The sequence below is a fragment of the Agrobacterium sp. a22-2 genome (genome assembly GCF_012276985.1).
Classification (GTDB): domain Bacteria; phylum Pseudomonadota; class Alphaproteobacteria; order Rhizobiales; family Rhizobiaceae; genus Allorhizobium.
Map to the genome: position 1 here is coordinate 1 of NZ_JAAXMM010000014.1, position 25,409 is coordinate 25,409.

At 63.1% G+C, this 25,409-nt stretch carries 27 protein-coding genes; 13 read left to right on the forward strand and 14 right to left on the reverse strand.

The annotated features are described in order from the left end of the window. Positions 1–102: 102 nt before the first annotated feature. The 4 genes from HFC70_RS20195 (at position 103) to sugE (ending at position 5,693) form a co-directional block, all read left to right on the forward strand. Positions 103–3,243: a molybdopterin cofactor-binding domain-containing protein gene (locus tag HFC70_RS20195; protein ID WP_168475096.1), complete on the forward strand. Its 3,141-nt coding sequence runs from the start codon at positions 103–105 to the stop codon at positions 3,241–3,243. Further along, complete coding sequence (locus HFC70_RS20200; RefSeq protein ID WP_246735884.1) at positions 3,240–3,755, forward strand: (2Fe-2S)-binding protein; 516 nt, start codon at positions 3,240–3,242, stop codon at positions 3,753–3,755. The genes HFC70_RS20195 and HFC70_RS20200 overlap by 4 nt, the downstream gene beginning before the upstream one ends. A gap of 1 nt (position 3,756) precedes the next feature. Continuing rightward, the gene (locus HFC70_RS20205) at positions 3,757–5,271 is read left to right on the forward strand and encodes an aldehyde dehydrogenase (protein ID WP_168475097.1); all 1,515 of its coding nucleotides are present in this window, start codon (positions 3,757–3,759) and stop codon (positions 5,269–5,271) included. 101 nt (positions 5,272–5,372) lie between these two features. Then, entirely contained in the window at positions 5,373–5,693 is a 321-nt protein-coding gene (gene sugE, locus HFC70_RS20210; protein ID WP_168475098.1) for a quaternary ammonium compound efflux SMR transporter SugE, read from the forward strand. A gap of 197 nt (positions 5,694–5,890) precedes the next feature. Here sugE and HFC70_RS20215 read toward each other — a convergent pair whose 3' ends face one another. Then, positions 5,891–7,402, reverse strand: a complete 1,512-nt coding sequence (locus HFC70_RS20215) for an FAD-dependent oxidoreductase (protein WP_168475099.1) — start codon at positions 7,400–7,402, stop codon at positions 5,891–5,893. A 44-nt stretch (positions 7,403–7,446) separates the two neighbouring features. On the opposite strand from HFC70_RS20215, the gene HFC70_RS20220 reads away from it, so the two are divergent. After that, on the forward strand, positions 7,447–7,944 hold the full coding sequence (locus HFC70_RS20220; protein ID WP_168475100.1) for a MarR family winged helix-turn-helix transcriptional regulator: 498 nt from the start codon (positions 7,447–7,449) through the stop codon (positions 7,942–7,944). Between the two features lie 62 nt (positions 7,945–8,006). On the opposite strand, the gene HFC70_RS20225 is transcribed toward HFC70_RS20220, so the two are convergent. From HFC70_RS20225 to HFC70_RS20250, 6 genes are all read right to left on the reverse strand, one after another. Further along, complete coding sequence (locus HFC70_RS20225) at positions 8,007–9,254, reverse strand: Xaa-Pro peptidase family protein (RefSeq protein ID WP_168475101.1); 1,248 nt, start codon at positions 9,252–9,254, stop codon at positions 8,007–8,009. 131 nt (positions 9,255–9,385) lie between these two features. Then, complete coding sequence (locus tag HFC70_RS20230) at positions 9,386–10,102, reverse strand: ABC transporter ATP-binding protein (protein ID WP_168475102.1); 717 nt, start codon at positions 10,100–10,102, stop codon at positions 9,386–9,388. Then, positions 10,083–10,847 (reverse strand): ABC transporter ATP-binding protein, encoded by a 765-nt coding sequence (locus HFC70_RS20235; protein WP_168475103.1) that lies wholly within the window; start codon positions 10,845–10,847, stop codon positions 10,083–10,085. Before HFC70_RS20235 ends, HFC70_RS20230 begins: the two co-directional genes overlap by 20 nt. After that, positions 10,844–11,851 (reverse strand): branched-chain amino acid ABC transporter permease, encoded by a 1,008-nt coding sequence (locus HFC70_RS20240; protein ID WP_168475104.1) that lies wholly within the window; start codon positions 11,849–11,851, stop codon positions 10,844–10,846. Before HFC70_RS20240 ends, HFC70_RS20235 begins: the two co-directional genes overlap by 4 nt. A gap of 2 nt (positions 11,852–11,853) precedes the next feature. Beyond that, a complete protein-coding gene (locus tag HFC70_RS20245) occupies positions 11,854–12,717 on the reverse strand; it encodes a branched-chain amino acid ABC transporter permease (RefSeq protein WP_168475105.1) in 864 nt (287 codons plus the stop codon). 98 nt (positions 12,718–12,815) lie between these two features. After that, positions 12,816–13,988, reverse strand: coding sequence for an ABC transporter substrate-binding protein (locus HFC70_RS20250; RefSeq protein WP_168475106.1), 1,173 nt, complete (start codon positions 13,986–13,988; stop codon positions 12,816–12,818). Positions 13,989–14,263: 275 nt separating this feature from the next. Here HFC70_RS20250 and HFC70_RS20255 point away from each other — a divergent pair, with 275 nt between their 5' ends. Beyond that, a complete protein-coding gene (locus HFC70_RS20255; RefSeq protein WP_168475107.1) occupies positions 14,264–15,175 on the forward strand; it encodes an agmatinase in 912 nt (303 codons plus the stop codon). Positions 15,176–15,236: 61 nt separating this feature from the next. Here HFC70_RS20255 and HFC70_RS20260 read toward each other — a convergent pair whose 3' ends face one another. From HFC70_RS20260 to HFC70_RS20275, 4 genes are all read right to left on the reverse strand, one after another. Further along, positions 15,237–15,404 (reverse strand): hypothetical protein, encoded by a 168-nt coding sequence (locus HFC70_RS20260; protein WP_168475108.1) that lies wholly within the window; start codon positions 15,402–15,404, stop codon positions 15,237–15,239. 167 nt (positions 15,405–15,571) lie between these two features. Then, entirely contained in the window at positions 15,572–15,769 is a 198-nt protein-coding gene (locus tag HFC70_RS20265; RefSeq protein ID WP_168475109.1) for a hypothetical protein, read from the reverse strand. 69 nt (positions 15,770–15,838) lie between these two features. Further along, positions 15,839–17,311, reverse strand: coding sequence for a glycogen synthase GlgA (gene glgA / locus HFC70_RS20270; RefSeq protein WP_168475248.1), 1,473 nt, complete (start codon positions 17,309–17,311; stop codon positions 15,839–15,841). A 95-nt stretch (positions 17,312–17,406) separates the two neighbouring features. Beyond that, positions 17,407–17,676 (reverse strand): DUF2934 domain-containing protein, encoded by a 270-nt coding sequence (locus HFC70_RS20275; RefSeq protein ID WP_168475110.1) that lies wholly within the window; start codon positions 17,674–17,676, stop codon positions 17,407–17,409. A 201-nt stretch (positions 17,677–17,877) separates the two neighbouring features. Between HFC70_RS20275 and HFC70_RS20280 the strand changes: the two genes are divergently transcribed. From HFC70_RS20280 to HFC70_RS20295, 4 genes are all read left to right on the forward strand, one after another. Further along, the gene (locus HFC70_RS20280; RefSeq protein ID WP_168475111.1) at positions 17,878–18,240 is read left to right on the forward strand and encodes a hypothetical protein; all 363 of its coding nucleotides are present in this window, start codon (positions 17,878–17,880) and stop codon (positions 18,238–18,240) included. Positions 18,241–18,351: 111 nt separating this feature from the next. Next, on the forward strand, positions 18,352–18,981 hold the full coding sequence (locus tag HFC70_RS20285) for a phosphoribosyltransferase family protein (RefSeq protein ID WP_168475112.1): 630 nt from the start codon (positions 18,352–18,354) through the stop codon (positions 18,979–18,981). 380 nt (positions 18,982–19,361) lie between these two features. Beyond that, on the forward strand, positions 19,362–19,571 hold the full coding sequence (locus HFC70_RS20290) for a hypothetical protein (RefSeq protein WP_168475113.1): 210 nt from the start codon (positions 19,362–19,364) through the stop codon (positions 19,569–19,571). A 278-nt stretch (positions 19,572–19,849) separates the two neighbouring features. Beyond that, the gene (locus HFC70_RS20295; protein WP_168475114.1) at positions 19,850–20,365 is read left to right on the forward strand and encodes a sigma-70 family RNA polymerase sigma factor; all 516 of its coding nucleotides are present in this window, start codon (positions 19,850–19,852) and stop codon (positions 20,363–20,365) included. Positions 20,366–20,415: 50 nt separating this feature from the next. Here the strand turns inward: HFC70_RS20295 and HFC70_RS20300 are convergent, their stop codons facing one another. Further along, positions 20,416–20,607: a DUF3008 family protein gene (locus HFC70_RS20300; RefSeq protein WP_168475115.1), complete on the reverse strand. Its 192-nt coding sequence runs from the start codon at positions 20,605–20,607 to the stop codon at positions 20,416–20,418. 168 nt (positions 20,608–20,775) lie between these two features. Between HFC70_RS20300 and treZ the strand changes: the two genes are divergently transcribed. Both treZ and HFC70_RS27050 read left to right on the forward strand, forming a co-directional pair. Further along, positions 20,776–22,617: a malto-oligosyltrehalose trehalohydrolase gene (gene treZ / locus HFC70_RS20305; RefSeq protein WP_168475116.1), complete on the forward strand. Its 1,842-nt coding sequence runs from the start codon at positions 20,776–20,778 to the stop codon at positions 22,615–22,617. After that, complete coding sequence (locus HFC70_RS27050) at positions 22,618–22,986, forward strand: hypothetical protein (RefSeq protein ID WP_246735885.1); 369 nt, start codon at positions 22,618–22,620, stop codon at positions 22,984–22,986. An 83-nt stretch (positions 22,987–23,069) separates the two neighbouring features. On the opposite strand, the gene HFC70_RS20315 is transcribed toward HFC70_RS27050, so the two are convergent. Continuing rightward, positions 23,070–23,570, reverse strand: a complete 501-nt coding sequence (locus HFC70_RS20315; protein ID WP_168475117.1) for a ferritin-like domain-containing protein — start codon at positions 23,568–23,570, stop codon at positions 23,070–23,072. Positions 23,571–23,834: 264 nt separating this feature from the next. Between HFC70_RS20315 and HFC70_RS20320 the strand changes: the two genes are divergently transcribed. After that, positions 23,835–24,605 carry a response regulator gene (locus tag HFC70_RS20320; RefSeq protein ID WP_168475118.1) on the forward strand — a complete coding sequence of 257 codons (771 nt, stop codon included), beginning with the start codon at positions 23,835–23,837 and terminating at the stop codon, positions 24,603–24,605. Between the two features lie 15 nt (positions 24,606–24,620). On the opposite strand, the gene HFC70_RS20325 is transcribed toward HFC70_RS20320, so the two are convergent. After that, the gene (locus HFC70_RS20325; RefSeq protein ID WP_168475119.1) at positions 24,621–25,355 is read right to left on the reverse strand and encodes an endonuclease/exonuclease/phosphatase family protein; all 735 of its coding nucleotides are present in this window, start codon (positions 25,353–25,355) and stop codon (positions 24,621–24,623) included. Positions 25,356–25,409: the final 54 nt, after the last annotated feature.

The following is a 25,409-nucleotide window of genomic DNA, read 5'->3' on the forward strand; positions in this document are numbered from 1 at the left end:
GGTCAGAGGGCCAGCCACCTCCCCCCTCAAGGGGGAGGTGGCTGGCCCTCTGACCGCCGTAGAACAAAATAAAAGCCCGTCGAGGACGGGGAAATGTGTATCATGCGCATCCTGACCCCCTCCAGCCTCAGAGAAGCCTTGAATCTGGCAACCGAGAATGCCGGAACGTGCCGGTTTGTCGCCGGCGCAACGGCGTTGCAGCTGGAATGGGCCAAGGGTCTACCAAAGCCAGACGCCATGATCGACCTGTCTCGCCTGCAGGCTCTGCGCGGCACGGGGACATCGGGCGGCACGTTGCGCATCGGCGCGCTGTCCACACTCAACGCCCTGATCGCCAGTACACAGATTGCCACCGATCTGCCCTTGCTGCATCAGGCCCTGGAGGTCGTCGCTGGACCCGCCGTGCGCAATCTGGCAACCATCGGCGGCAATGTTGCCGGGCGGACGGGCTGTCTGCTACCGGCGCTTCTGGCGCTTGATGCCGAACTGGAGCTTGCCACGCCGGCCGGCGTGACCCGCATGCCTCTGACCGAGTGGCTGGCGCGGCTGGTGCCGGGGCCGGAAATCCTCTGTGCCATCCATTTGGTGCCGCAGGCAAGAACCGCACTGTTCACCCAGCGCAAGACCGGCCTGCTTGCCGCCTTCACACCCAGCGTCATCGGCATCGCTGCTCGCCTCGATCTCGACGGCGAGCGCATCGCCAAGGCGCGGCTTGCCGTCGGTGGCGGTGTCGTGGCACCCACAAGGCTGACCGAGGCCGAGACGCTGTTGACCGGGCAAGTGCTGAAGGCTGTCGATTGGGCAGCCCTGCACGCCTGCCTGCACAAGACGATCGTGGCACCCGGCGATGATGTCCGTAGCGGGTCCTACCGCGTCCAGGTCGCCGCCAATGCCATCGTTCGCGGCCTTGGCGGCACGCTGCCCGGTCGCCGGCCGGTACCGATGACCAGGACGCCCGCCCCGGGCGAGCCGCTTCCCGATGAAATCGAACTGTCGCACGCAAAGCTGCCGGAGCGCTGGTTTATCCGGCCGGATGTCAGGGCGAAGATTGCCGGCACCTTGCCATATCTGACCGACAAGCGGGCAGGGGACATGCTGGTCGGCCGTATCCTGCGGGCCGGCGTGCCCCATGCCAGGATCCTGTCGATCGACACATCCGAGGCCAAGGCTCTGCCCGGCGTCGTCGCTGTTGTTACTCATCGCGATATCGAGGGCGACAACGCTTTCGGCATCGTCATCCAGGACCAGCCGGCACTGTGCCACGACAAGGTGCGCCACCGCGGCGATCCGGTGGCCGCGGTCGCCGCCATCGATGCGGAGACCGCCGAGCGGGCGCTGGCGCTGATCCGCGTCGACTATGAAGCGCTGCCGCTGATTGACAGCCCCGAGACGGCCCTGGCGCCAGGCGCAGCACTCGTCCACGCCAGCGGCAACCTGCAACGGATCCTCAATTTCAGCCGTGGCGACAGCGCCGCCGGCTTTGCGAGAGCCGCGCATGTCATCGAGGACACCTATGTCACGCCGCGGCAGATGCATGGTTTTATGGAGACCGAAGGCGGCTATGCCCTGGTGGAAGCCGACGGAACGCTCTCGGTCTGCGTCGGCGGTCAGCATGGCGGCCGCGATCGGCTGCAATTGTCGCGGATCCTCGGCCTGCCGGAAGACAGGATCCGTGTGGTGACCTCGCCGACAGGCGGCGCCTTTGGCGGCAAGGACGAGTTGACCGTGCAGCCGGCGCTGGCCTTGCTGGCGCTGAAAACCGGGCGCCCGGTGCGCCTGCAGCTGTCGCGGGCCGAATCCGTGCTGGCCGGCCAGAAGCGCAATACCATGGAAATCCGTATGAAGACCGCCTGTGACGGCCAGGGGTTTCTGCTGGCCCAGGAGGTCGAGGTCCTGGCGGATGCCGGCGCCTATGCATCGCTTGGCCCGGGGGTTCTCGAAACCGCTCTCGAACACGCGACCGGTCCCTATGTCGTCCCGAACATTTCGACGCAGGGCCGGCTCGCCTATACCAATAACGGCGTCTGCGGCGCCTTTCGCGGCTTCGGCGCCAACCAGATGACCTATGCGGTCGAATGCCAGATGGACCGGCTGGCCGCCAAGGTCGGCCTCGATCCCGTCGAGATCCGGGCGCGCAACCTGCGCCTTGCCGGCTCGCCCGGTTATCTCGGCCAGACCGTCTCACCGTCGGAAAGGGTGGCCGAAATGCTTTCCGCTGCCAAGGCCTCGCCGCTCTGGCAGGCGGAGCAGGGGTTGAGCGGCGATGGCGAATGGATCATCGGCACCGGCATGGCACTGAATTACCAGGGCAATGGCCTCGGCTCCGTCGTGCCCGACCCGGCCGGCGGCCGGCTGGCGCTGACGGCGGATGGCTTCATCGAGGGCGCTTATGGGCTGGACGAGATGGGGCAGGGGTTGCTGACCCTGATCGAGGCCACGGTCTCGGCTGAACTCGGCTGCGCCCGCACCGATGTGCGGGCCACAGTCGGCGACACCAGGCTTGCGCCGGAATCCGGCTCGACGACAGCGTCGCGCGGCACCTATGTGGTCTGGGCCTCGGCAAAAATGGCGGCACCCGAATTCAGCCAGGCCATGCGCGATGCTGCCGGCCAGATCCTGCACCGCCCTCCCGACAGTCTGGTGCTGGCGCCGGGCGGCTTTGCCGAGCGCGGCAGCAATAGCGGCGAGATCCTGCTGACCTACAAGGAGCTGGCCGAAAGCCTGGAAGACACTGAGCGGCCAAGCGTCACAGTCGCCTACGAATTTCCAAAGACCGAGTATCCAAGCGCCAATGCCCGTTACATCTTCGCCTTCGGCGCAACACTTGCCCGGGTCGCCGTCAGCCGGGTGACCGGCGCGGTGCGGGTGCTCGACCTGCACCAGCATTCGGCGGCCGGTCCCGTCATGGATGTCGCGGCCTATCTCGGCCAGCTCGAAGGCGGCGCCGTGCAGGGCCTCGGCTTCACCTTGAGCGAAGACGCGCTGATGCGGGCAGGGGCCTATCTGACCACCAATCTCGACACCTACATGCTGCCCGGCATCGCCGATGCGCCCGCGTCGATGCGGGTCTTTGCGTTGGAAAGTCTCGACGAGGGCGACACGCTCGGGCCGCGCGGCTCCGGTGAACTCGGTATCGGCGCGGTAACGCCGGCCATCGCCAATGCCATCGCGTCCGCCATCGGCGTCTGGCCGGCCGTCACGCCCATTGCGCCCGAAACCCTGCTCAAGGAGATGTCGACATGATGCAGGAACCGCACCGGCTGCTGTGTCTCGACCTCATGCTGAACGGCGAGCATGTCATCGTGACTGCCGCACCGGACAAGAGACTGACCGAGATCTTGCGCGACCAAAGGGAACAGACCGCCACCAAGCTGGCCTGTGGCATCGGGCGCTGCGGCGCCTGCACGGTGCTGATGAACGGCCAACCGGTCAATGCCTGCCTGGTCATGGCGTGGCAGCTCGACGGCGCCACCGTCGTCACGGCCGAAGGCCTCGATGCTCTGCCGGAAGCGATCATCGTCCGCGAAGCGCTGGCCGAAGAAAATGCCTTTCAATGCGGCTATTGCGCGCCGGGTTTTTCGGTGATGCTGACGGCACTGCTGATCGCCAATCCCGATGCCGATGAGGCCGACATCCGCGTCGGGCTGGAGGGCAATCTCTGCCGCTGCACGGGCTATCACTCGATCATCCGCGGCGCGCTTCTGGCCGCCGAAACTCTGCGCCGGCGCCGTGCCGCTGACGCTTCCGGAGACTGACATGACGCTTGCCATCACAACGCCGCAGCCAAAGACCGAAGGCGCCAGGGCCTTCCTTGCCAAGGCCCGCAAGCAGATCCTGATCGACGGCCAATGGCGCGATGCCGGAACGGGCAGCACATTCGAGACCCTTGATCCGGCGTCCGGCCAGATGCTGGCGCTGCTGGCCGAAGGCACGGCGGACGACGTGGATGCCGCGGTTGCCAGTGCCCGCCAGGCCATGACCAGCCCTGAATGGCGCGGCCTGACGCCATCGGCCCGCGGCAAGCTTCTGTGGAAGATCGCCGACTTGATCGACGCCCATGTCGAGGAACTGGCGGAACTCGAAACCCTCGACCAGGGCAAGAGCTACAAGACCGGCCGCTTCGGCGAGATCCCGGCTTCGGCCGAACAGTTCCGCTATTTTGCCGGCTTCTGCACAAAAATCCTCGGCACGACCATTCCCACATCGATATCCTACCAGCCGGCCGGCAAGCAGATTTTTGCCTATACGACCCGCGAGCCGATCGGCGTCGTAGCAGCGATCACGCCGTGGAATTCGCCCATGCTGATGGCGGCGATGAAGCTGGCGCCGGCATTAGCCGCCGGCTGCACGGTCGTGCTGAAACCCGCTGAGGAAACCTCGCTGACGGCGCTTCGCCTCGGCGAACTGATGCTGGAAGCCGGCCTGCCAAAAGGCGTTGTCAATATCGTCACGGGTTTCGGCGAGGTCGTCGGAGCCGCGCTCACCGCCCATCCCGATGTCGACAAGGTCGCCTTTACCGGCTCCACCGAGGTGGGTAAGATGATCGTCGGAGCGGCGCAGGGCAATCTCAAAAAGCTGACGCTGGAACTCGGCGGCAAATCGCCGGCCATCATCCTGCCCGATGCCGACATGGCATTGGCCATTCCCGGCGTGGCGCGGGGTATTTTTTCCAATTCCGGCCAGGTCTGCGTGGCTGGCTCCCGTGTCTATGCCCATACTTCGGTCTATAACCAGGTGGTCGAGGGGCTATCGAAGGCGGCGTCGGCCCTGACCCTCGGCCACGGCCTTGATCCCGCAACCGATCTCGGACCGCTGGTCAACCGCAAGCAGGCCGACCGTGTCGCCGGTTTCATCCGCGACGGACGCGCAGACGGTGCGGAGATTGCCGCCGGAGGCCGCCAGGATGGCGAATTCGGCACCTTCTTCGAGCCGACCGTCGTCACATCGGTCAGGCCCGACATGCGGCTGATGCGCGAGGAGATTTTTGGGCCCGTGGTCGCCGTCACGCCTTTCGACGATCCGACGGAAGCGATCACCTTTGCCAATGATAGCCCCTATGGCCTTGCCGGCAGCGTGTGGACGCAGGATCTGTCCAGCGCGCACCGGCTGGCCGCCAGCGTCAAGGCCGGCACGATCTGGATCAACTGCCATTCCTATTTCTCGCCGGAACTGCCCAAGGGCGGCCACAAGCAATCCGGCTGGGGTTATGAGAACGGCGCGCCGGGGCTCGACAATTACCTGGAGACCAAGACGGTCTGCGCGGTGATCTGAGTACCTTGTCAGGCACAGCCGCTTCTCTATAATCGGTGCGCGGGGACGACTCCGCCACCTATTCATTCATCCGGGACGACCCGATCCTATCGGAGACCATCATGCCCTGGATCTTCCTCGTCGCCGCCGGACTGCTTGAAATCGTCTGGGCCTTTGCGCTCAAGCAGTCCGACGGGTTCACGCGCCTCGTGCCGTCGGCCATCACCGTGGTCGCCATGCTCGGCAGCATCGTCCTGCTGGCGCTGGCCATGCGCTCGCTGCCGCTCGGCACTTCCTACATGATCTGGACCGGCATCGGCGCCGTCGGCGCCTTCGCGGTCGGCATCGTCATGCTCGGCGAACCCGTGACCCCCATGCGCCTCACCGCCGCAACGCTGATCGTCGCCGGCCTGGTGATGATGAAACTGTCGACCACGGCATAGGCCGCCGAGTATGGCACAGCCGGGACGCGCCCGAAATTCGGCGATATGGATGTGAGTTCCATAATAAATCTTATGCGATTAAGCCATGTAGCCGCAAAGTTAAAGTGTCCTGTTTCTGCAAAGTAAGAATGTCACACTCCCCGACGCTGAGCGACGTCTGGGAGAGAAGCGGCCGGGTGCAGAAACAATCGCGGCTTTCATGCGCGTTCTCCTTGAATGGTACCGAGGCCCACCTTCGCCAGATAGTCGTCGAGTGAAGCCTTGTCTTCCTTGCCGAAAATCGCCGCGACATAACCGTCCGGCCGAACTAGGACGCGGTCTCCCGCGATCAGGCTATAGGCCGACTGAACATGGCCGCCATCATCGACGATGTCGCCCGTTGGGCCAACCCGATAGATGTGCAGGCCTCGGCGCGGTGGGATCGCGCCGTCATCTTCGTAGGCCAGCAGGCTCCAATGCGGCCCCTTGAATAGTTCGAAGAGGCGCGAGGCTTGGCCCGCAGCGCCTCGGACCGGCGCATCGGGTGCGCGGCTGCCCGCCATCAGCCCGACCGGGCGTTCCGGCGTTTGGACCGCGAGGGAAGATCCGGGATAACCGATATCCAGCTGATGGACATCGCGTCCGCGCCGCAAGACCGACTGCTTGGCCTCGTCAAGCAGCTTGGTGGCCAATCCCAACATGGCTTGAGCGACGGGACGCCGTTCCTCCTCATAGGTATCGAGCAGGCTGTCAGCAGCGCCGGCAAGCACGGCGCCCAATTTCCAGCCGAGGTTGTAGGCGTCCTGCACACTTGTATTGAGACCTTGGCCACCCGTCGGCGGATGGGTGTGGGCCGCGTCGCCGATCAGGAAAATGCGCCCGACGCGGTAGCTATCGGCGAGCCGGGCATTCATCTGATAGGCCGAAGCCCAGGACACGGACGTCGCAACAATATCCGCTCTGCCGGACCTTGCCGCGATGAGGGCCGTCAGCCCTTCGGCCGAAAGATCGATGTCGCCTTCGAAAGGAATGGGGCCCTGCACCTGAAACAGGTCGGTTCCAGCCAGCGGGCAAAGCATGATCTGCCGCTGCATGTCCTTCTCGCCGAAACGGTGCCATACGTCACGGGACAGACCCGGAACCGTGACGTCCGCAACGATGGCGCGCACGCCGAGCGTCTTGCCCGGGAAGCCGACGCCAAGCGCGTGGCGGACAAAACTGCGGCCGCCATCGGCGCCGACCAGCCAGCGCACGCGAAGACTTTCCTCTCCCCTGCCGTCGACGATCCGTGCCGTTACACCGCTTGCGTCCTGCTCGAAGCCGATGAGCTCGCAGCCGAACTCAGCCTGATATCCGAGTTCGGCGAGGCGTTCGCGAAGGACACTTTCGGTCAGAAACTGCGGCACCATCAGAGCGAGATGATAAGGCTCTTGTGCTGTAGGCTCCTGGTGTTCGCCAAATTCGGCATCGATGAAGCTGCCGTCGTCCTGATAGTTGCGCAGCTTCGGATAAAGGCCACCAACTGCGACGACCTTGTCGAGAATTCCGAGGTCCGCGAAGACTTCCTGCGTCCGTGGCTGAATGCCCTTGCCGCGCGAGCCGTGGAACGGTTGCTCCATCTTCTCGATCAATCGGAAGGACACGCCGCGCCGTGCAAGATCGATAGCCAATGTCAGGCCCGCCGCGCCTGCTCCGCAGATGAGAACGTCAGTTGCGAAATGATTTGTCATCGTCACCTCCATATGTGTAATATGCACATAACAGGAGATTGGTGATGACGTCAAATAAAAACGTGCATAATGCACATATTTCCCTGCTGCTGCGCGACCTGCATGGCGCGCTGCTCGATATCGTCAGCGTGATGAACCGCCCACAGCGCGACGAGGCGATGGTCAGGGAAGCCGGAATACCGCTCGACCGCGCGCTGTTCCCGCTGCTGGTGATGATCGAGCGGCTGGGGCCGATCGGCATCATCGAGCTGGCGGATCGCGTCGGACGTGATTACACAACGGTCAGTCGCCAGGTCACCAAGCTCGAAAGTCTGGGACTGGCTGACCGCAAGGAGAACCCTTCCGACCGCCGATCGAGACAGGCCGTCATCACTCCCGCCGGCAAGGTCATGACTGAGCGGGTCGATGCGGCGCGCGACAGGATCGGCCGGGCAATCTTTAGCACATGGGAAGAGGAGGACGTTGCCAGCCTCGTGCGCCTGATGCGCCGGTTGGCGGATTCCATGAATGTCGAACCAGAGGACGGCCCTGACGGGTCCTGACACAAGACCATCTTGCGATCACCTCGGGAGTCCCGCCCTCGCGGTCTGAGACAGATCGAAAACTATCGGGCCGCCAGGTCCTGCAGGCCACGCGGCAGCGTGTTCATCGGCTCGACGCCGGTTGCCGTTACCAGGAACTGGTCCTCGATCATCAGGGCGCCCAACCCTTGCCCGTAGAACGGCGCCTCCAGCGCCACGACCATGTCGGCCTCGATGATTTCGCCATTGCCGGCGGAGAAGAACGGCCATTCCTCAATTCCGACGCCGCCGCCGACCGAGTGGCCGAAATGGCCGCGATAATATTCGCCAAAACCGTCCTGACGCATCGAGGCCAACATGGCGGCATGCACGGCGCCGAAGCTATTGCCCGGAACGATCTGTTTCAGGCCGGCTGCGAAGGCGTTTTCCAGGGCGCCAAAGATGCGTCCGGCCAGCGGCGCTGGCGTCCCGAAACTGAACGTGCGGGCGCCGTCTGACGAATAGCCGTCCACCAGTGTGCCGACATCGGCCTTGATCAAAGCACCTTGCGTGACCTTGGCTGCCATGTCGGAAAGATCCGGGCCGACCGAGATGAAATCCCAATGGCCGCTCAGGGAAAATCCGCCGGCCATGGCCGCATCCGCAGCCCCCGATTTCCATGCTGCCGACAGATCACCGAGCGGCACGCCTGGCCGAACGGTCTCAGCCATGCGCACAAGCCCCGCTTCGGCCGCTATCGCCGCGCGGCGCAGCAGCCCGATCTCGCGCTGTGATTTCACCGCCCTCAGCCGCCTTAGGATCTCAGACCCGTCGACCCAGCGGACCTCCGGCAGGACGCGCTTCAGGATAGCAAAATCGGCGGCCGGCATGAATTCGAGGTCGATCCCGATAGAGGCGTGCTGCAGGTGGCGCTCCACCAGAAGGTCACCAAGAAGCGCAAAACACTGCTCCAGGTCGAAGGTCTCGGGCCGCGGACCCTGCAGGTGCTGGGCACGATAGGCCGCATCCACCTCAACCGGACCCGCCATCACCTGCCCGCCCAGCGCCCCGAGGTCGACCATGTCGATCCAGATGCGATGCGTCCGCAGATCGACATCGGGGGCCATGCTCCGGATGTGGCCCGCCGCATGATCGCTGGCGATTGCTGCCAGGGGCGCGCCCTCGTCTACTGGAACCAGCGCGATGGCCGACCCTGCCCTGCCCCACATGGTGGCGACGCCCGCCGGTGCGCCGATCGCGTAGCGGAATGCCTCCGGCTGGAACAGCACCAGCGCATCCAGACCGGCCTCGGCCATCAGGCGGCTGGCGCGGCAACGATCGATATCGGACATTGCAGACCTCGCGTTCGGGACAGCGGTCGGGAATGCCGCCGGATCTCGTCCGGACTATCGTTTAATCGTGCAACGCTGCGAACGCCAGTCCGCGCAGCAGCGCGGCGACGTTTGGTGGATTGACCGGATTTCTAATGCAAGCCGCCGACCCCCAAGAGGGCTTCGACGGTCTGCTTGTCGGACGAAAGTTCCTTCGGCGTACCGTTCCAGGCTACCCGGCCGCGTTCCATGATGATGACGTGATCGGCGAAATCGAGCGCGCTCTGGATGCGTTGCTCCACCAGCAGAATGGTCATGCCGCCGGTCTGCGCCAGGCGCGAAAAGGCGGCCATCAGTTCCTCGCAGATAACCGGCGCCAGGCCTTCAAGCGGCTCGTCGAGCAGCAGCACGGTCGGCTGGCCGAGAATGGTGCGCGCGGTTGACAGCATCTGCTGTTCTCCGCCCGACAGCTGCGAACCGAGATTGCGGCGCCGCTCGGCAAGCCGCGGAAACATCGCATAGGCCTCGCTGAGCGCCTCCTTCGGCCGGCCCTTCAGCCCGACGAACAGATTTTCCTCCACCGTCAGCGTCGAAAAGACATCGCGGGTCTGCGGCACATAGCCGAGACCGGCAATGGCGCGGGCCGCACTTGGCAAAGCGGTAATGTCGCGCTCGCCGAGCCGGATCTCGCCGCCATAGCGCTTGGTCTGGCCAGCCAGCGTCGCCAGCAGGCTGGTCTTGCCCATGCCGTTGCGGCCAAGCACGGCCAGTCTCGACCCGGCGGGTGCTGAAAACGAGACGTCCTCGATCACCCGTGTCGGGCCATAGCCGGAGCTTAAGTTGCGGATTTCAAGCGACGCTGCCGGCATTGGCATAGCTCCCCAGATAGGCTTCCCGCACGCGGGCATCCTTGGTAACATCGGCCGGCGACCCGTCGAAGATGACCGTGCCGGCGGCCAGAACCACGACGCGCTTGGCGAAGCGGAAAACAAGGTCCATGTCGTGCTCGATCATCAGCACGGCGAGATCGGACGGCAGCTTGGCCAGCGCCTGCTCGATGCGGCCCGTATCGCTCTGCGGCACGCCGGCGGCCGGCTCGTCGAGCAGCAGCACCTTGGGCTTCAGCGCCAGTGCCAGGGCGATTTCCAGCAGGCGCTGCTGGCCATAGGCGATCTCGCTGACCTTGGAGTGTGCCAGCGCCGTCAGCCCCAGCGTCTCGAGAATGTCATTGGTCTCGTCCATGACCTCAGGCATGCCGGCATAGCTGCCCAGCATGCGGCCGGATTTGCCCTGACGCTGCAGGATGGCCAGCGCCACATGCTCTTCCGGCGTCATGTCGTAGAACAGCCGCGTCACCTGGAAGGAGCGCACCAGGCCGCGCCGCACCCGCTGCATGGCATTGAGCGCGGTGACGTCCTCGCCGGCCAGCCGCACGCTGCCCGAGGACGGCTTCAGGTTACCGGTCACCAGATTGACGAAGGTCGTCTTGCCAGCGCCGTTCGGACCGATCAGCGCGATCCGGTCGCCCTTGGCCATGGAGATCGACACGTCGTTGGTGACCACAAGACCACCGAAATTGCGGCGCAGCTGGTCGACTTCGAAGACGGGGCTCATCGGCGACGCTCCTTCAGGCGGCTTAACAGCAGGGCGGCCGAGCCGTAGAGCCCGCGCGGCGCAAACAGCACCACGGCAATCAGCAGGGCGCCGACCATGGTCAGCCAATGGAACGGATTGGCGGCCGAGACCAGATCCTCAAACCACATGAACGACACCGTACCGATCAGCGCGCCGAACAGCGAGCCCGTGCCGCCGAGCACCAGCATGACAAGCGCTTCGGCCGAAAGCGTGAAGCTCAGGCTGTCGAGGCCGACGACCTGGGTCGAGATGGCATTGAGCGCACCGCCGACGCCGGCCACCATGCCGGAGATCACGTACATTTTAAGGAGGGTCGAGTTCACCGATGCGCCCATGGCGTGCACGCGGATTGGATCTTCCTTGATGCCGCGACAGAGCATGCCGAAGGGCGAGCGCACCACAAGGCGCAGCAGGACAAAGATCACCACCAGAAGCACGACGCCATAGATATAGGCGGTGCGGCCCCAGAGATCGAATTCGAAGATGCCGAGCAAGGCATCGGGCATGATATCGGCCAGGCCATCGCTGCCGCCGGTCCAGGCCGACGCCTTGTTGGCCGCTTCATGAAAGAGATGAATGACGGCGATCGACAGGACAAGTTGCGACAGGCCGTGAGCCCTAAGGATGATGGCGCCGGAAACAAGACCGGCAAGTGCGCCGGCCGCAGCACCAATCAACGTCATGGTCACCGGCTCGGTAATGCCGAAATGGGCCGCGGCAATGCCGGCGCCGTAGGCTCCGGCCCCGAACAGGGCGGCATGGCCAAGCGTCGCAACGCCGCAATAGCCGGTGACCAGGTCGATCGACAGCACCAGCAGCGCGGTGCCGATGATGCGGGTCAGCAGCGCCAGGTTGCTGGGAAACAGGACATAGCCGATAATGGCGACCACGATGATCGCCGCCACGCCGGCAAGGCCGTTCCAATACGGGGTCTTGCGGGATGCGCCAGCGGAAGAACTGCTGTCATTCATGAGAACCGCCATTTTCACTTGAGCCTTCCGGCAAGACCGCGCGGGAACAGGGTGACGATGACGATCACGGCGAGATAGAAGAAGAATTCGCCATATTCCGGCGCGAGATAACGCCCTGTCGTGTCGATGCCGCCGAGCAGCAGGCAGGCGGCGAGCGCCCCGGGTATGGACCCTGCCCCGCCGACCGACACCACCACCAGGAAGGTCACCATGTAGCGCAGCGCGTAATAGGGCTCGACCGGCAGAAGCTCGGCGCCGACCACGCCGCCAAAGGCGGCCAGACCAACCGCCACGGCAAAACTAACGGCATAGACCACTTCCGTGCGCACGCCGAGGGCGGCCGCCATGGCGGCATTGTCGACCGAGGCACGCAGCTTGACGCCGAACGCCGTGCGCTCGATCAGGAACCACAGTCCACCGGCGACCACAAGGCCGCAGACGATCGCGAAGATCCGATGGGCGGCGATCGAGCGGAAGCCGAGATCGACCGAGCCGCGCAATTGATCGGGAAGCGGAATGGTCTTGAGCGTCGGCCCGAAGACGAAATTGGCAATGCCGATCACGCAGAAGGTGATGCCGATGGTCATCAGCACCTGCGTCAATTGCGGCGATCCGTAGATCCGGCGATAGAGAAGACGCTCGATCGGGATGGCGATCAGCACCGTGCCGAACACTGCGACCAGAACGGCGCCGGCATAGCCGATGCCCAGATTCTGCGCCGCATAGGAAGCGAGATAGCCGCCGATCATGGCAAAGGCGCCGTGCGCCAGGTTGACGACGCGCATCAGCCCCATGGTCACCGAAAGGCCGATCGAGATGACGAACAGCACCATGCCATAGGCGAGAGCGTCGACGGCAATGCTGAACATGGTCTGCATGTCTAAAGGTCCTGTCTTGCAGCGAAGGCCAGCCTTCGTTGGAAACAGTCCGGCGAAGATCCACCCGCCGGACCGCAGATCTCAAAAGCGAGGCCTGATCACTTCACGGCCGCAAGGCCCGGATCACCCTGCTTTTCGAAGGTCTGGATTTCCTTGTTGTAATATTTGCCGTCATCGGTCTTGGCCACTTCACGCAAGTAGATGTTCTGGGTGATGTGACGGCTTTCCGGATCGATGCTGACCGGACCGCGCGGGCTGATCCAGGATAGGCCCTTGACCGCCTCGACCGCCTTTTCCGCATCCTGCTCGCCGCCGGTCGCTTCGATCATCTTGTAGATCACATGCATGCCGTCGAAAGCGCCGACCGAGGGGAAGGACAGTTCGGCCGGGTTGCCGATCGCCTTGCTGGCCGCCTCGACGAACACCTTGTTTTCCGCAGAATCGTGCGAAACGGCATAGTGGAAGGTGGTCTGCATGCCGAGTGCGCTTTCGCCGAGCGCCGGCAGATCGGATTCCTGCGTCAGGTCGCCGGGCGCAAACAGCTGGATACCGCCGGACTTCAGGTCGTTTTCGCTGAAGGCCTTGACGAAGCCGAGCGTGGTCGGGCCGGACGGCAGGAAGGCGAAGACGCCTTCCGCGCCGGAATCCTTGATGCGTTGCATGATCGGGCTGAAATCATTGGTGGCAAGCGGCATGCGTATCGCTTCGACGACCGAGCCGCCGAGGCCTTCGAAACCGGCCTTGAAGGCATTTTCCGCGTCAACGCCCGGACCGTAGTCGCTGACCACCGAGATGACCTTCTTGATGCCCTTGTCGAACGCCACCTTGGCGATCGGCGTCGAGGTCTGCCAGGTGGTGAACGAGGTGCGCACCACCAGCGGGCTCTTGGTGACAATCGCCGAAGTTGCGGCATTCATTACCACCATCGGCACATTCGCCTGCTTCAAAAGCGGCGTGACGGCCATGGCGTCGGGGGTGAAATAGAAGCCGGCGAGATATTGCACGCCTTCCTTGATCACCAGTTCCTGCGCCAGCGCCTTGGATTGCGCCGGATCGGCCTGCGGCACGTCGCGGTAGATGATCTCGACCGTGTCGTCGCCGACCGTCGCGCCGTTCAGCGCCATGTAGGCGTCAATGCCGGCCTTGAAATTCTTGCCCTGCAACGAGAAAGGACCGGAGAAAGGACCGACAACCCCGACCTTGATGGTGTCGGCATAAGCCGTGCTGCTCAATAGCATTGCCGCAATCGCGGCGGTCATAAACCGTCTCATCGAAAACTCCTCCCGTGGACCGGCACTTCGCGTTTTGCGTCCTCACGCCGGCAGAAAATACCACTCTATTGGATTAGGCACAGGAAGCGACAATGTATAATAAAAAATGCGTCCGAAATCATATCGGATTCGTTATGGATTGGCGACGATCTCTGTCGTTATCATGACACAATGAAGAGCAATTTGAAACACACATGCGGTGCATGAAGCGTGTCGGCGCCACTGCACCGTCGGTACCGACATTTCAGCCAAACCGTGTTCAGGACCATCAGGACATGACAGCCTTTCCTACCTTTCTCGGCCTTCCCTATCGCCTTGCCGATGGGCGCATGCCCCGCGCGGTCATCTTCGGGGCCGGTCACGGCAGCACTTATCCCGGCCAGGACAGCAGCAGCCATGCCGTGGCCGCTAACGCCATCCGCGCTGCGAGCCAGGAGGATGCTGGACTCGTCGAGCACTGGGATTTCGATCTCGGCGGCCCGCTGTTCGATGGCCAACCCGTCTCCTGCATCGACGCCGGCGACCTCCCGACTGCCCTGCACGACAATGCCGGCAACCGGGCCTTGATCGAGGCGAAGACGCGCGAGGTCCTGGCCTTGACAGCCGTACCGATCCTGCTTGGCGGCGATTGCTCCGTGACCTTTCCCTTCATTGCCGGATTTTCCGATCACGGGCCTGTCTGGATCCTGCAGATCGACGCCCATATCGACTGGCGCGACGAGGTCCATGGGGAGCGCTACGGCTATTCAAGCCCGATGCGCCGGGCGAGCGAGATGCCGCATGTCGCCGGCATGGTGCAGGTCGGGATGCGCAGTGTCGGCAGTGCCGGCCTCGCCGAAATCGAGGCGGCGCGGCACTATGGCAGCCATTTGGTGACCGCCCGCGAGGTTCATGCCCAGGGCGCAGAAGCCGCTCTCCGGCATATTCCGCAAGGCGCCCGAGTTGTCGTCACGCTCGACTGTGATGGCCTTGATCCCAGCATCATGCCGGGCGTGGCGGCACGCACGCCGGGCGGTCTTACCTATACGCAGGTGATCGACCTGATCGCCGGCATCGGCAAACGAGGCCGTATCGCAGGCTTCGACCTGGTTGAGCTCTACCCACCTTCAGACATTGACGGCCTGTCGGCGCTGACTGCATCCCGTCTTCTCGTCAACGTGATCGGCACCATTGTCCGGCAGGTGTGAAACCCAAGAGCTTAGCGCCGGGCGGCCGTGGATGCGACACGTTTCCAACAGTCAAGGCAGGTCACTCGGCCTTCTTGCGAGCATTCAGGGCTGCCTCCAGCTCATGGGCAAGCTCCAGCAGACGGGGCGGGACAGGCTCCGCTTCAATATCCTTAAGCAACGGATCCAGCTTCGCTCTGATCACCTTGGTAAGGGTACGATTGCTGCCGCTTTTGGTTTCTTCGCTCATCCTCGACCTTCCGCCTTTCCGCAGCCGCGTAGCGCGCCCCGCGTTGAGGAACCCGGCCCCTTCTAACGGAGACCGTAGGTTTTCAGAAGCAAAAATACGTCGGCTTTGTCGAAACGGATCAAAGGATAGCGGACTCTCCCCGCAGGTCCGACATGGTTGCCCTCGCTCTAAAGCTTGCCGCGCGACATATCCATGCCATGGATGGACGCCGGGATGATCGGACGCTGTCCGCCTCGATCGGCAAGCGGAAGTGCCGGTTCGGCCGGCGGGACGACTTGCTGCACCGGGTTTACCACCGGCGACTGGTCCTCGTCGGATGTTGCTTGCCCGAAAAGGCCCTTCCAGAATTTTCGAAGTTTGTTCATGATTCCCTCTCCTCTGTCTTGCTGCGTTCGGTGCCATTGGCCACAGGCACCGCGCAAAGCATGGTCGGCTCAGGAGGCCGAGCTGCGCGGCTGTTCAGGTGCCTGCGGCGCTTGCCTCAGGAGCGTCTTATAGAGGTCCGCATACTGGCCAGCGCTGCGCGCCCACGAATAGTCGGCGCGCATACCCTGCAATTGCAGCCGGCGCCAATCCTTCGGCACGCCATAGGCTTCAAGTGCCCGGCGAAGCGCATCGCGCAACGCAGGCGGCGTGACCGGATGAAACTGAAATCCGGTGGCGGCACGAGCCGACATGGCCGCATCATTGGCATCGATAATCGTTTCGGATAGCCCGCCGGTGCGCGACACAACCGGCACGCAGCCGTATCGCAGCGCATAAAGCTGCGTCAGGCCGCAGGGCTCGAAGCGCGACGGCTGGATGATCGCATCGGCGCCGCCGTGAATCATATGCGCGGTCTCCTCGTCATAGCCGATCTCGACCGCCATGCGGCCCGGAAATCGGCCCGCCACATTCAGCAGGGCCTGTTCGATGTCGCGGTCGCCCTGCCCCAGCACGATCAGCTTGCCCCCACCGGCCATGATCTCGTCGGCGGTCTCGGCCAGCATGTCCATGCCCTTTTGCCAGGTCAGCCGGCTGATGGCCGCAAACAACGGTCCGTCGTCCGTCTCCAGTCCGAAGCGACTCAGCAGGTGCTGCTTGTTCGGCCGTTTCCAGCCAAGGGTCTTCAGATCGTAAGGGGCGACCAGATAGGGATCGCGGGACGGATCCCAGATCTCCTGGTCGATACCGTTGACGATGCCGCGCAGCCGGTCCATCCGCTCGCTCAGCACCCCCTCAAGCCCCATGCCGAAGCGCGAACTCAGAATTTCGCGGGCATAGGTCGGGCTGACGGCGGTGATGGAGTCGGCCGTCAGCAGCCCGCCCTTGAGGAAGCTGATGTCGCCATAGTATTCGAGCCCATCCATGGCATAGGCGCCGGGCGGCAGGCCGATCGCCCCCAGCAGCGACGAGGAAAACTGACCCTGGAAGGCCAGATTGTGGATGGTCAGCACCACCGGTGTCGTCGAGCCCATTTCCCGCATATAGACCGAGGTCAGCGCCGTTTGCCAGTCATGGGTATGCACCACGTCAGGCTTCCAGCCCGGCAGCGCGCCCTCGCAGATTTCGGCTGCCGCCAGGGAGAGAACGGCAAAACGCTTCCAGTTGTCGGCGTGATCGCGACCCTGGTCATCGATATACGGACCACCCGGCCGATCGTAGAGCTGTGGCGCATCCAGCACAAACAGATCAAGGCCTTGGGTTTCCAGCGCATGGAGGGCCGCCGGCTCGCCCAGCAGATCATCGAACACGAGAAGCGGCGGCCGGTTTTTCAGAAGCGGACGAATTTGGCTATAGCCCGGCACGAGGGTGCGGATCCGCACGCCATGGCCCTCAAGTGCCCTTGGCAAGGCACCGGTGACGTCGGCAAGGCCGCCCGTCTTGATCAACGGATAGATTTCGGACGTCACGGACAGCACGGTGATCGGCGTTGGCCTTGCGGCTTGCTCGACGCTGCGGTTCGAAAGAAAGGAAACGCCGTGGTGGCGATCATCGAGGCACAAAGCGCTGTCCATTTTCGTCATTCCTTCCTGGGTCGTTTCATCTTTACCAACGGCGGTTGTGGCGACGTGCTTGGTGAGGGCTGCGGTATGTCGGCCTGCTCAGCTTCGGCGGCCGCAGCAACGCGCCGACGTGTGCCAGCCTTGGTCTTTCGCGCCGCTTCGGCCATGGCCAAATATTCCTGACGGGCCGTCTCCCAGTGCTCCGCATCGCGACCGTGAGGCCGACCCTCTTCTTCCCACAGGGCGTAGGCCCGCTTCTCGATCCATTCTGCGTCCGATTGGTTCATGGCATCTTCCCCGTTTGGCAGGTACTCAACGCCGTTTCTGCCAAAACTGTTCCAGGCCTCCATGCCGTTTTTTGCAGCGCGGTGGGCCAAGGGCAGCGCGGAGAGTTTCGCCGCCAGCGCAGACCGCTGCCAGCCCGATGACAGGGAACAAATTCGGGGACCGGAACGTTTGATATCCACACAATAAAAAGGAGCACCGTCATGCAGCTTATCGGTACACAGGTTCACGCCGAACAAGGTGGCAAGCGCGGGTTTACGGTCGAATTCGTCGGCGACGGAGGCGAAGTGATCTCGGTCCAGCTGCCGGCCCGCGAGGGCAGCGACCTCAACCGGCAGAACGCGCTCGAAAAGGCCCGCGCCCTGATGCGAGAAGTCGCCGATCGCGATCTGACCGGCGTCGTCGATCTGGAAGCGCATCCCAGCGCGCGGCAGTCCCGTGACGAAGACGAAATGGAAAGCCAGCTTGATGAAGGGCTGGAGGATACGTTTCCAGCCAGCGATCCGGTCTCTGTCACTTCATCGACCACGGCCGGGGGCATGCGCGGGTCTGTCGCCAAGCATTAAGCCGACCTTACACAACCAGAAGGAGAGATGACGATGCAGCCAGCTCCTCATGTTCCACACAAGTCCGCCGTCGGACATCCGGCCGCGGAGGCCCTTTTCGCGGATCGAACGGTGGCGGGACAGCTAATAGCTTCGATGATGACGGCGGACGATCTCGACCAGCCGATCGTCCTTGGCGTGCCACGGGGCGGCGTGCCCGTCGCCATCGAGGTCGCCAAACAGCTTGGTGCGCCGCTCGATCTGCTGATCGTGCGCCGTATTGCCGCTCCAGGCCAGCCGGATATGGGCATCGGCGCCGTGGTCTACGGTCGGGAACCGCACACCGTGCTGGATGACGATCGGGTCGCGCAATTCACTATTCCCCCAGGCTATCTGGAGGATGAACGGCAGCGTCAGCTGGCAGAAGCCGAGCGACGCTGGCGAATGTATCGCGGTACGGCACCGGCGATCGACCTCAAGGGCCGCAACGTGGTCCTGGTCGACGACGGTGTGACGACCGGCATTACACTACGGGCCGCAATTGTCGCAATCCGCAAGGCCAGCCCGAAATCCATCCATCTCGTCGTGCCGGTTGCCTCGGCCAAGGCCGTTGCGCTTCTGCGACCGAAAGTCGATGGACTGACCGCGCTCCACATTTTGGAAACCGCCTCGAAGGTCTCCGACTTCTATGATGCCGCGGACGTACTGGACGACGAAGCGGTCAACCGGATGTTGAACAGGGCGGCCGTTCTGCTGAACTGATAATCCTGCCCTCCCCTGTGGTCCGGCTGTCGAGGCCGACGGCAATCTCCGGCCATGTGACCCGTCGCCATGGAACAAAATCCGCGTCCAGGGGTTCCGAAAGCCTTGGAGATGACAGGCCGGACCATCGGGGCCTGCTGTATGCGCGCGTCCTTCACGCTCCGAAGCGAGGTCGGAGTTTGAGGAGGAGCGTGCCATGGGAGGGCGAGCCGATGATCCATCGGCTCGCCCTTTTCCTTGAAACCATCGTGTCTGGATGGCCACGCCACGGCCACCGGTTGCATTCCCACCGATCCGGGATTATCCTGTCGGACATGACTATGGGTCACGTCTGTATAGCGTTTGACGAACACACCCTCCGGACAGCATGGGAGAATGGCATGTCTGAAGGCAGTTTCAGCGCAGGGACAGGCTTCCTGTCGCCGGAAGATCTGGCGTTTCTCGAAAACGTCGTCATTGCCGTTTGCGGCGAAAGCGCCGCCCGCGACAGGCAGGAGAAGGCAGGTCACGTCGCCGCCATGGCGATCGAGCTTTATCAGAGCGGCCTGACCGATCAATCGGCCATCATCGAACGGGTCCGCTACCTCTAAAGCATGTTGCCCAAAAGGGCGACCGGTTTCGGGACAACAACATGCGACAAAACAATAGGATAAAGCGCACGGAGCGAATCTGAAAGATCGCGACACGCTTTAGGTCGGCCGCACCTGCCCTGGCCTTGTTTTACGCATCCTGAACCGTGCAATCCGTCCGGCGGCCGCATCACCATGGGCCTTGAGCTCGCCTTCCGCGAGTGACGTGGAATGTTTGGAACCAAGGGCGCCGCCGATGCGTTTCCGCCGGTATTCCATGCAAAGACGCACCCGGAGGGATGGCGGGATTGTCAACTCAAGCACGCAACAAGACGGCCGAGAGCAAAGTTGTCGAACTTATCCCGGCGCTCAGGGCGTTTGCCCGCACCTTCTGCCGCAAGCCGGAAGAGGCAGACGATCTCGTTCAGGAAACGCTGTTGAAGGCGCTGGCCAATCTCGACAAGTTCGAGCCGGGCACGCGGCTGAAATCATGGCTCTTCACCATCATGCGCAACACGTTCTGCACACGGATCAAGAAATCCAGTCGCGAGACGGTAGGGCTGGACGACTGCGTCGCCGACAGCCTGACGACAGAGGCAAGCCAGGACTGGGCGGCGCAACAGGACGACGTCAAGCGCGCCCTCAATCGCCTGCCGCAGCACCACCGGGAAATCGTTATTCTCGTCGTGATGCTGGGCGAGCGCTATGAGGACGCCGCCGTAATCTGTGGCTGCCCGGTCGGCACGGTCAAGAGCCGTCTCAACCGTGCCCGCCATCAGCTCCGCCTGGAACTGGGCGAACCGCCCTCGTCTTGAAGACGCGGTCCGCCCTGCCCCCCTGGCAAGGAGTGCTCAGCCATCCCAGTTCAGCGGGCCGGCGAAACATGCTCCGGCTTGCCCTTGCGCTTGGTCGAGGCCAATTCCTTTAGTTCCTCTTCCGTCATCGAGGCGACCATGCTCCTGGATGCGCCTTGAAGGTCGCTCTTCTTCGTTTCGCCGCGCTTGGCCGACAGGGCGGCACCGGCGGCTTTCTGCTGGGCTTTGGATTTGGCAGGCATGACTTTTCCTCCTGGTTCGAGTGGGAAATCAGGGCCGGCTTCACACGGTCCCGACTGTCCCAACCCCGTGTCGACGCGTTTGTTCCTCCCCCGGGACTAGGCCAGCGGCTGGAACCTTTCGGTCGCCTGGTGGTTCCTTCTGCGTTTTCAGGCAACCAGGGGAATTACGTGCGGCACGACAATCATTCTTTCAGACAATGGGGCGCCCACGGCGCCACCGATGACAAAACCTGCTTTCGTCTCTGGGCGCCGGCCTTCGAAAGATTGACGGTCCGCATCGGCGGTGAGGACCTGACACGGGACATGGAAATGCAGCCCGTCGGCGACGGCTGGTTCAAGGCAGACGCATCCGGCGTCGCGCCCGGCACACCCTATATCTTCGTCCTGCCGGATGGCACGGCGGTACCGGATCCCGCCTCCCGGTCTCAACCGCAAGGTGTCTTCGGCCCCTCCGCCACGGTCGATCCGACATCCTACCCGTGGCGCCATCCGAACTGGACCGGCAGGCCTTGGCACGAAACAGTGCTCTACGAACTGCATGTCGGAACCTTCACCCCTGAAGGCACGTTCGGAGCGGCGCAAGGCCGGCTCGGCACCCTGCGCGAGCTTGGGATCACGGCCATCGAGATCATGCCCGTTGCCGAATTTGCCGGCGAGCGGGGCTGGGGCTACGAAGGCGTGCTGCCCTTTGCCCCGCATCATGCCTATGGCGGACCCGACGCAATGAAAGCCTTTGTCGATGCCGCCCATGGGCTCGGCATGTCGGTCCTGCTCGATGTCGTCTACAATCACTTCGGCCCGTTCGGCAATTTCCTGCCGCAATACGCCCCCGGTTTCTTCGATGCGGACCGCCATACACCATGGGGTGCGGCAATCGATTTCTCGGCCCGGCCGGTGCGTGACTTCTTCATCGAGAATGCGCTGCTGTGGCTGGACGAGTACCGGCTTGACGGTCTTCGCCTCGACGCGGTCGATCAGATCGCCGACGATGGGTCTCAGCCGCATCTACTGCTGGAACTGGCGTCCCGGTTGCGACGCGATCTGCCCGGCCGCCACATTCACCTGGTGACCGAGGACCTGCGCAATCCCGTCTGGACCATGGAACGCGATGCCGCGGGCACCCCGCTCTATTATGACGCCACCTGGAACGACGATTTCCACCATGTCACCCATGTCGTCGCCACCGGCGAGAGCATGGGCAATTTCCAGGATTTTGCCGATGACATTTTCGAACGGCTGGGGCGCGCCCTCGCCGAAGGCTATGTCTATCAGGGCGAACCGAAAGCTCAGAACGGCGGCGCGCCGCTCGGCGAAAAAAGCGCCCATCTGCCGCCGCAGGCCTTCGTCAATTTCCTGCAGAACCACGACCAGATCGGTAACCGCGCGCTGGGCGAACGCCTGACCACTCTGGCGGGCCCTGAGATTATCGAAGCGCTGACGGCCATTCTCGTTCTCTCGCCGCAGATCCCGATGCTGTTCATGGGCGAGGAATACGGCTCGACCCGGCCCTTCCTGTTTTTCTGCGATCATCCCCCCGACATGGCCGGCGACTATCGGGAAAGCCGCCTTGAAGAGGGCCGGAATTTCGGCACCATTCCGCCGCAGGTCCAGGGGCCAGACGATCTGCCGGAACCCAACGACCTCAAGACTTTTCTCGACTCGAAGCTTGATCCGGCGGAAGCCGACACACCGGCCGGCCGCCGGCGGCTGGCTTTGCTGGCCGACCTTCTATTGAAACGCCACCGGCATGTCGTGCCGGGATTGGCCGATGCGGGTGGCCATGCCGGCCGGGCGTTTGCCGGCGAGCAAGGAACGCTGGCCGTCGATTGGCGGCTTGGCGACCGGCTCCTGCAATTGCGCGCCAACCTGAACGATGCACCAAAGGCATTGCCCGGCGTCACCGGTGACATTGTCCATCAGCAGCCGGACGCGGCCGCCGGATCTCTGGACCGGAAAGGACAATTACCAGCCTTCGGCGTGGTGGTCGCCAGCGCCGGTCTGGCTGGTTGAATGACCAACAATGCCGATCGGGCTTACCTCTGCTCGGCATCGGGTGCGGCGGGCGTCAGCGACTTTTTCATGAGCCCCATGGAACTCTGGCGCCCCCAACGCAGTTTGAACACAATTACGAAGGGAGGTCTTTCCATGACAGAATTCTATTGCGACATCCTGCCCCGTCCGAACGGCTGGATTTTCCGGCTCGACGGCACCCAGTCGCCAGTCTATCCGAGTCATCGGCTGGCGGTCGAAGCAGCAAAAGCCCATGCCGATCAAATCACTGACAAGATGGGTTCGATCGTGCTGCGCCAGCAGGATCTGACCGGCCGGATGCGGAAGCTTTCGAGCGGTTCCGTCTCGCTTAGAATGGTCGGCGTCTGAACGCGTCTGCCGTTTGCGGAGGCAATGAAAAGGCCGGGTGCAACAACTGCACCCGGCCTCTTTCGATGGCGATCGCCTTGATATCAGGCTGCCTTTTTCTGCGCCGCAGTGTTGACCGCGGTCTCGGCCAACTTGGACAGGGCCTCATCGGTTTTCGACTCTTCCTGCAGCGTCTGTTCGAGAAGCGCCGCAGCCTCCGGCAGGCCCAGCTGCTTTGCCCACGCACTCAGCGTGCCGTAGCGGCTGATCTCGTAGTGTTCGACAGCCTGGGCGGCGGCCAGAAGGCCGGCATCGAGAGCGGGCATGCCCTTGAAGTCGTCCATGATCTCCTCGCCTTCCTCGACAATGCCGTCGATGGCCGGGCAGGTCTTGGCACGCGGACGCTTGCCGATGATTTCGAACACCTGCTGCAGGCGTTCGATATGGCCTTCGGTTTCATCCTTGTGCTTTTCGAAGGCAGCTTTCAGCTTCGGATTCTGGGCGCCACGCGCCATTTTCGGAAGGGTCTTCAGGATCTTGCGCTCGGCATAGTAGATGTCCTTGAGCGTTTCGTAGAAGAGGTCGTCCAATGTCTTGTCTGCCATTTGAGGTGTCTCCTGAGTTTTTGGAACTTACCCGGCCCAAACCCTTATTTTGGGCGCTTTGTTCCTCGGCTTTGCTTTTTTCTTTCGAAATTTCACGCATCGTCCGCCGCATCTCGCCTTGACGGCCGGAACCTTGCGCTCCACTTCTCACCCACTGTGCTGCAACCGCAGCCTGCCTTAAGGTTCACCGACGTCTCATGTTCCGACAAACTGTTCTTTCGTCCCTGAATCTCGAAAAACTCTTCGACGAGGCACCCAATCCCTATGTCCTGCTCGACCGTGACAATGCGCGGTGCCAGCCTTGCGTCGCAACTGCTGTCCTTCGGCCGGCGCCAGCTGAAGGCGCGCGATGCGGCAGGCCGCCTGGTGATCGTCGAAAGCGGCGTCGGGTTCGACCTGCTGTTCACGGATGTCGTGATGCCCGGTCGCATGAAAAGCACCGAACTTGCCTGCAAGGTGAAGGAACGATCGGCAAATATTGGCGTTCTGTTCACCTCAGGCTATACGGAGAACTCGATTGTCCACGACGGGCGGCTCGACGCAGGCGTTCAGTTCCTCAGCAAGCCCTATACCCGCGATCAATTGGCAAGGAAGGTTCGGCAAGTGATTGACACGGCAAAGACAGGCAGAGACGACAGGGCCGGTGCGGCACAGGCCGCCGATCCGGTCGAGCAAACACCAATTACCGTTCTTCTCTGTGAAGACGACTTCCTGATCCGTCTGTCCACCATGGAAATCCTGCAGGATGCCGGCATGGTCGTGCTGGAGGCGGGATCGATCGCCGAAAGCCTGGCGGAAGTCGAAAAAAACAGACCGGACATTCTGGTGGCCGATCTTCATCTGCCGGACGGATCAGGCGTCGATCTTGCCAATCAACTGCGACAACGGTTCGCCATGATTCCGGTGATCTTTGCCACCGGAGACAGCCGCTCTCCCGAAGCCAACAGTCTGGATTTTGCGGAAGTGCTGTCCAAGCCCTATAGTCATACCGCTCTGGAAAAGACTATCCGGCGCTTGTGCAACCGTGACGCCTGACAAGGCCGCCTGCCATTATCCCGCAGGATCGAGATCGAGCACCGCCAGCAGCGGCAGATGATCGGAGGCGCGCCGCGCCAGAGGATCGTTGAAGACCCTGGTTTCCAGAACCCGGATCCCCTCCCCCACCATGATATGGTCTAGCCGCAGCAGTGGAAGGCGCGACGGAAAGGTTGCCTTTGGAGCCAGGCCCTGCTCCGTCTGGACATCCCGGTAGCGGCGGGCCAGCACCTTGTAGGCCGCCGAGCGCGGCACGGCATTGAGATCCCCGGCCATCACGATACGCGAATTGTCCGGCATGGCCGCACCCATCCAGGCAGGCCCCATCAGCGTTTCCACCTGGCGCATCCGCTCGCCGCCGCGAAGGCCCAGATGAGTAACGAACATCTGAAGCGGGATCTCGCCCGCCATGACCTCCACCCAGAGCGCCCCGCGCGGCTCGCCCTTCGAGGGCAGGCCGGCGGCCTTCACCAGCCGGGTCGGAAGCGCGGTGATTAACGCATCGCCGTAACGCTCTTCTTCCAGATGCAGCGCGGCATTGAAATGGGCGGTCATCTTCAGGTGCGCGGCGATCATCTGCGCCTGATCGATTGCACCGCTCCGCGCCCGTTCGACGTCGACCTCCTGCAGGGCGACGATATCCGCATTGCAGGACGCTATCACTTCGGCGACGCGGGCCGGATCGAGCCGGCGATCCGTGCCGAAGCAGCTATGGACATTGTAGGACAGGATACGCAGGGGACGATTCATAGAAACTCGCTGGATCAATCGGAAAAGTGGGAACCCGCAAGCCACTGGTTTCGT

Bases quoted from the DNA above. Each gene is read 5' to 3' on its own strand.
- HFC70_RS20325 (WP_168475119.1), bottom strand. From the start codon at position 25,355: ATGAATCGTCCCCTGCGTATCCTGTCCTACAATGTCCATAGCTGCTTC.
- HFC70_RS20275 (WP_168475110.1), bottom strand. From the start codon at position 17,676: ATGAACCAATCGGACGCAGAATGGATCGAGAAGCGGGCCTACGCCCTG.
- HFC70_RS20245 (WP_168475105.1), bottom strand. From the start codon at position 12,717: ATGCAGACCATGTTCAGCATTGCCGTCGACGCTCTCGCCTATGGCATG.
- HFC70_RS20290 (WP_168475113.1), top strand. From the start codon at position 19,362: ATGTCTGAAGGCAGTTTCAGCGCAGGGACAGGCTTCCTGTCGCCGGAA.
- HFC70_RS27050 (WP_246735885.1), top strand. From the start codon at position 22,618: ATGACCAACAATGCCGATCGGGCTTACCTCTGCTCGGCATCGGGTGCG.
- HFC70_RS20250 (WP_168475106.1), bottom strand. From the start codon at position 13,988: ATGAGACGGTTTATGACCGCCGCGATTGCGGCAATGCTATTGAGCAGC.
- HFC70_RS20320 (WP_168475118.1), top strand. From the start codon at position 23,835: ATGTCCTGCTCGACCGTGACAATGCGCGGTGCCAGCCTTGCGTCGCAA.
- HFC70_RS20225 (WP_168475101.1), bottom strand. From the start codon at position 9,254: ATGTCCGATATCGATCGTTGCCGCGCCAGCCGCCTGATGGCCGAGGCC.
- HFC70_RS20280 (WP_168475111.1), top strand. From the start codon at position 17,878: ATGCAGCTTATCGGTACACAGGTTCACGCCGAACAAGGTGGCAAGCGC.
- HFC70_RS20315 (WP_168475117.1), bottom strand. From the start codon at position 23,570: ATGGCAGACAAGACATTGGACGACCTCTTCTACGAAACGCTCAAGGAC.
- HFC70_RS20235 (WP_168475103.1), bottom strand. From the start codon at position 10,847: ATGAGCCCCGTCTTCGAAGTCGACCAGCTGCGCCGCAATTTCGGTGGT.
- HFC70_RS20215 (WP_168475099.1), bottom strand. From the start codon at position 7,402: ATGACAAATCATTTCGCAACTGACGTTCTCATCTGCGGAGCAGGCGCG.
- HFC70_RS20200 (WP_246735884.1), top strand. From the start codon at position 3,240: ATGATGCAGGAACCGCACCGGCTGCTGTGTCTCGACCTCATGCTGAAC.
- HFC70_RS20205 (WP_168475097.1), top strand. From the start codon at position 3,757: ATGACGCTTGCCATCACAACGCCGCAGCCAAAGACCGAAGGCGCCAGG.
- HFC70_RS20220 (WP_168475100.1), top strand. From the start codon at position 7,447: ATGACGTCAAATAAAAACGTGCATAATGCACATATTTCCCTGCTGCTG.
- HFC70_RS20295 (WP_168475114.1), top strand. From the start codon at position 19,850: ATGGCGGGATTGTCAACTCAAGCACGCAACAAGACGGCCGAGAGCAAA.
- HFC70_RS20260 (WP_168475108.1), bottom strand. From the start codon at position 15,404: ATGAGCGAAGAAACCAAAAGCGGCAGCAATCGTACCCTTACCAAGGTG.
- HFC70_RS20230 (WP_168475102.1), bottom strand. From the start codon at position 10,102: ATGCCGGCAGCGTCGCTTGAAATCCGCAACTTAAGCTCCGGCTATGGC.
- HFC70_RS20195 (WP_168475096.1), top strand. From the start codon at position 103: ATGCGCATCCTGACCCCCTCCAGCCTCAGAGAAGCCTTGAATCTGGCA.
- HFC70_RS20240 (WP_168475104.1), bottom strand. From the start codon at position 11,851: ATGGCGGTTCTCATGAATGACAGCAGTTCTTCCGCTGGCGCATCCCGC.
- HFC70_RS20265 (WP_168475109.1), bottom strand. From the start codon at position 15,769: ATGAACAAACTTCGAAAATTCTGGAAGGGCCTTTTCGGGCAAGCAACA.
- HFC70_RS20255 (WP_168475107.1), top strand. From the start codon at position 14,264: ATGACAGCCTTTCCTACCTTTCTCGGCCTTCCCTATCGCCTTGCCGAT.
- HFC70_RS20300 (WP_168475115.1), bottom strand. From the start codon at position 20,607: ATGCCTGCCAAATCCAAAGCCCAGCAGAAAGCCGCCGGTGCCGCCCTG.
- sugE (WP_168475098.1), top strand. From the start codon at position 5,373: ATGCCCTGGATCTTCCTCGTCGCCGCCGGACTGCTTGAAATCGTCTGG.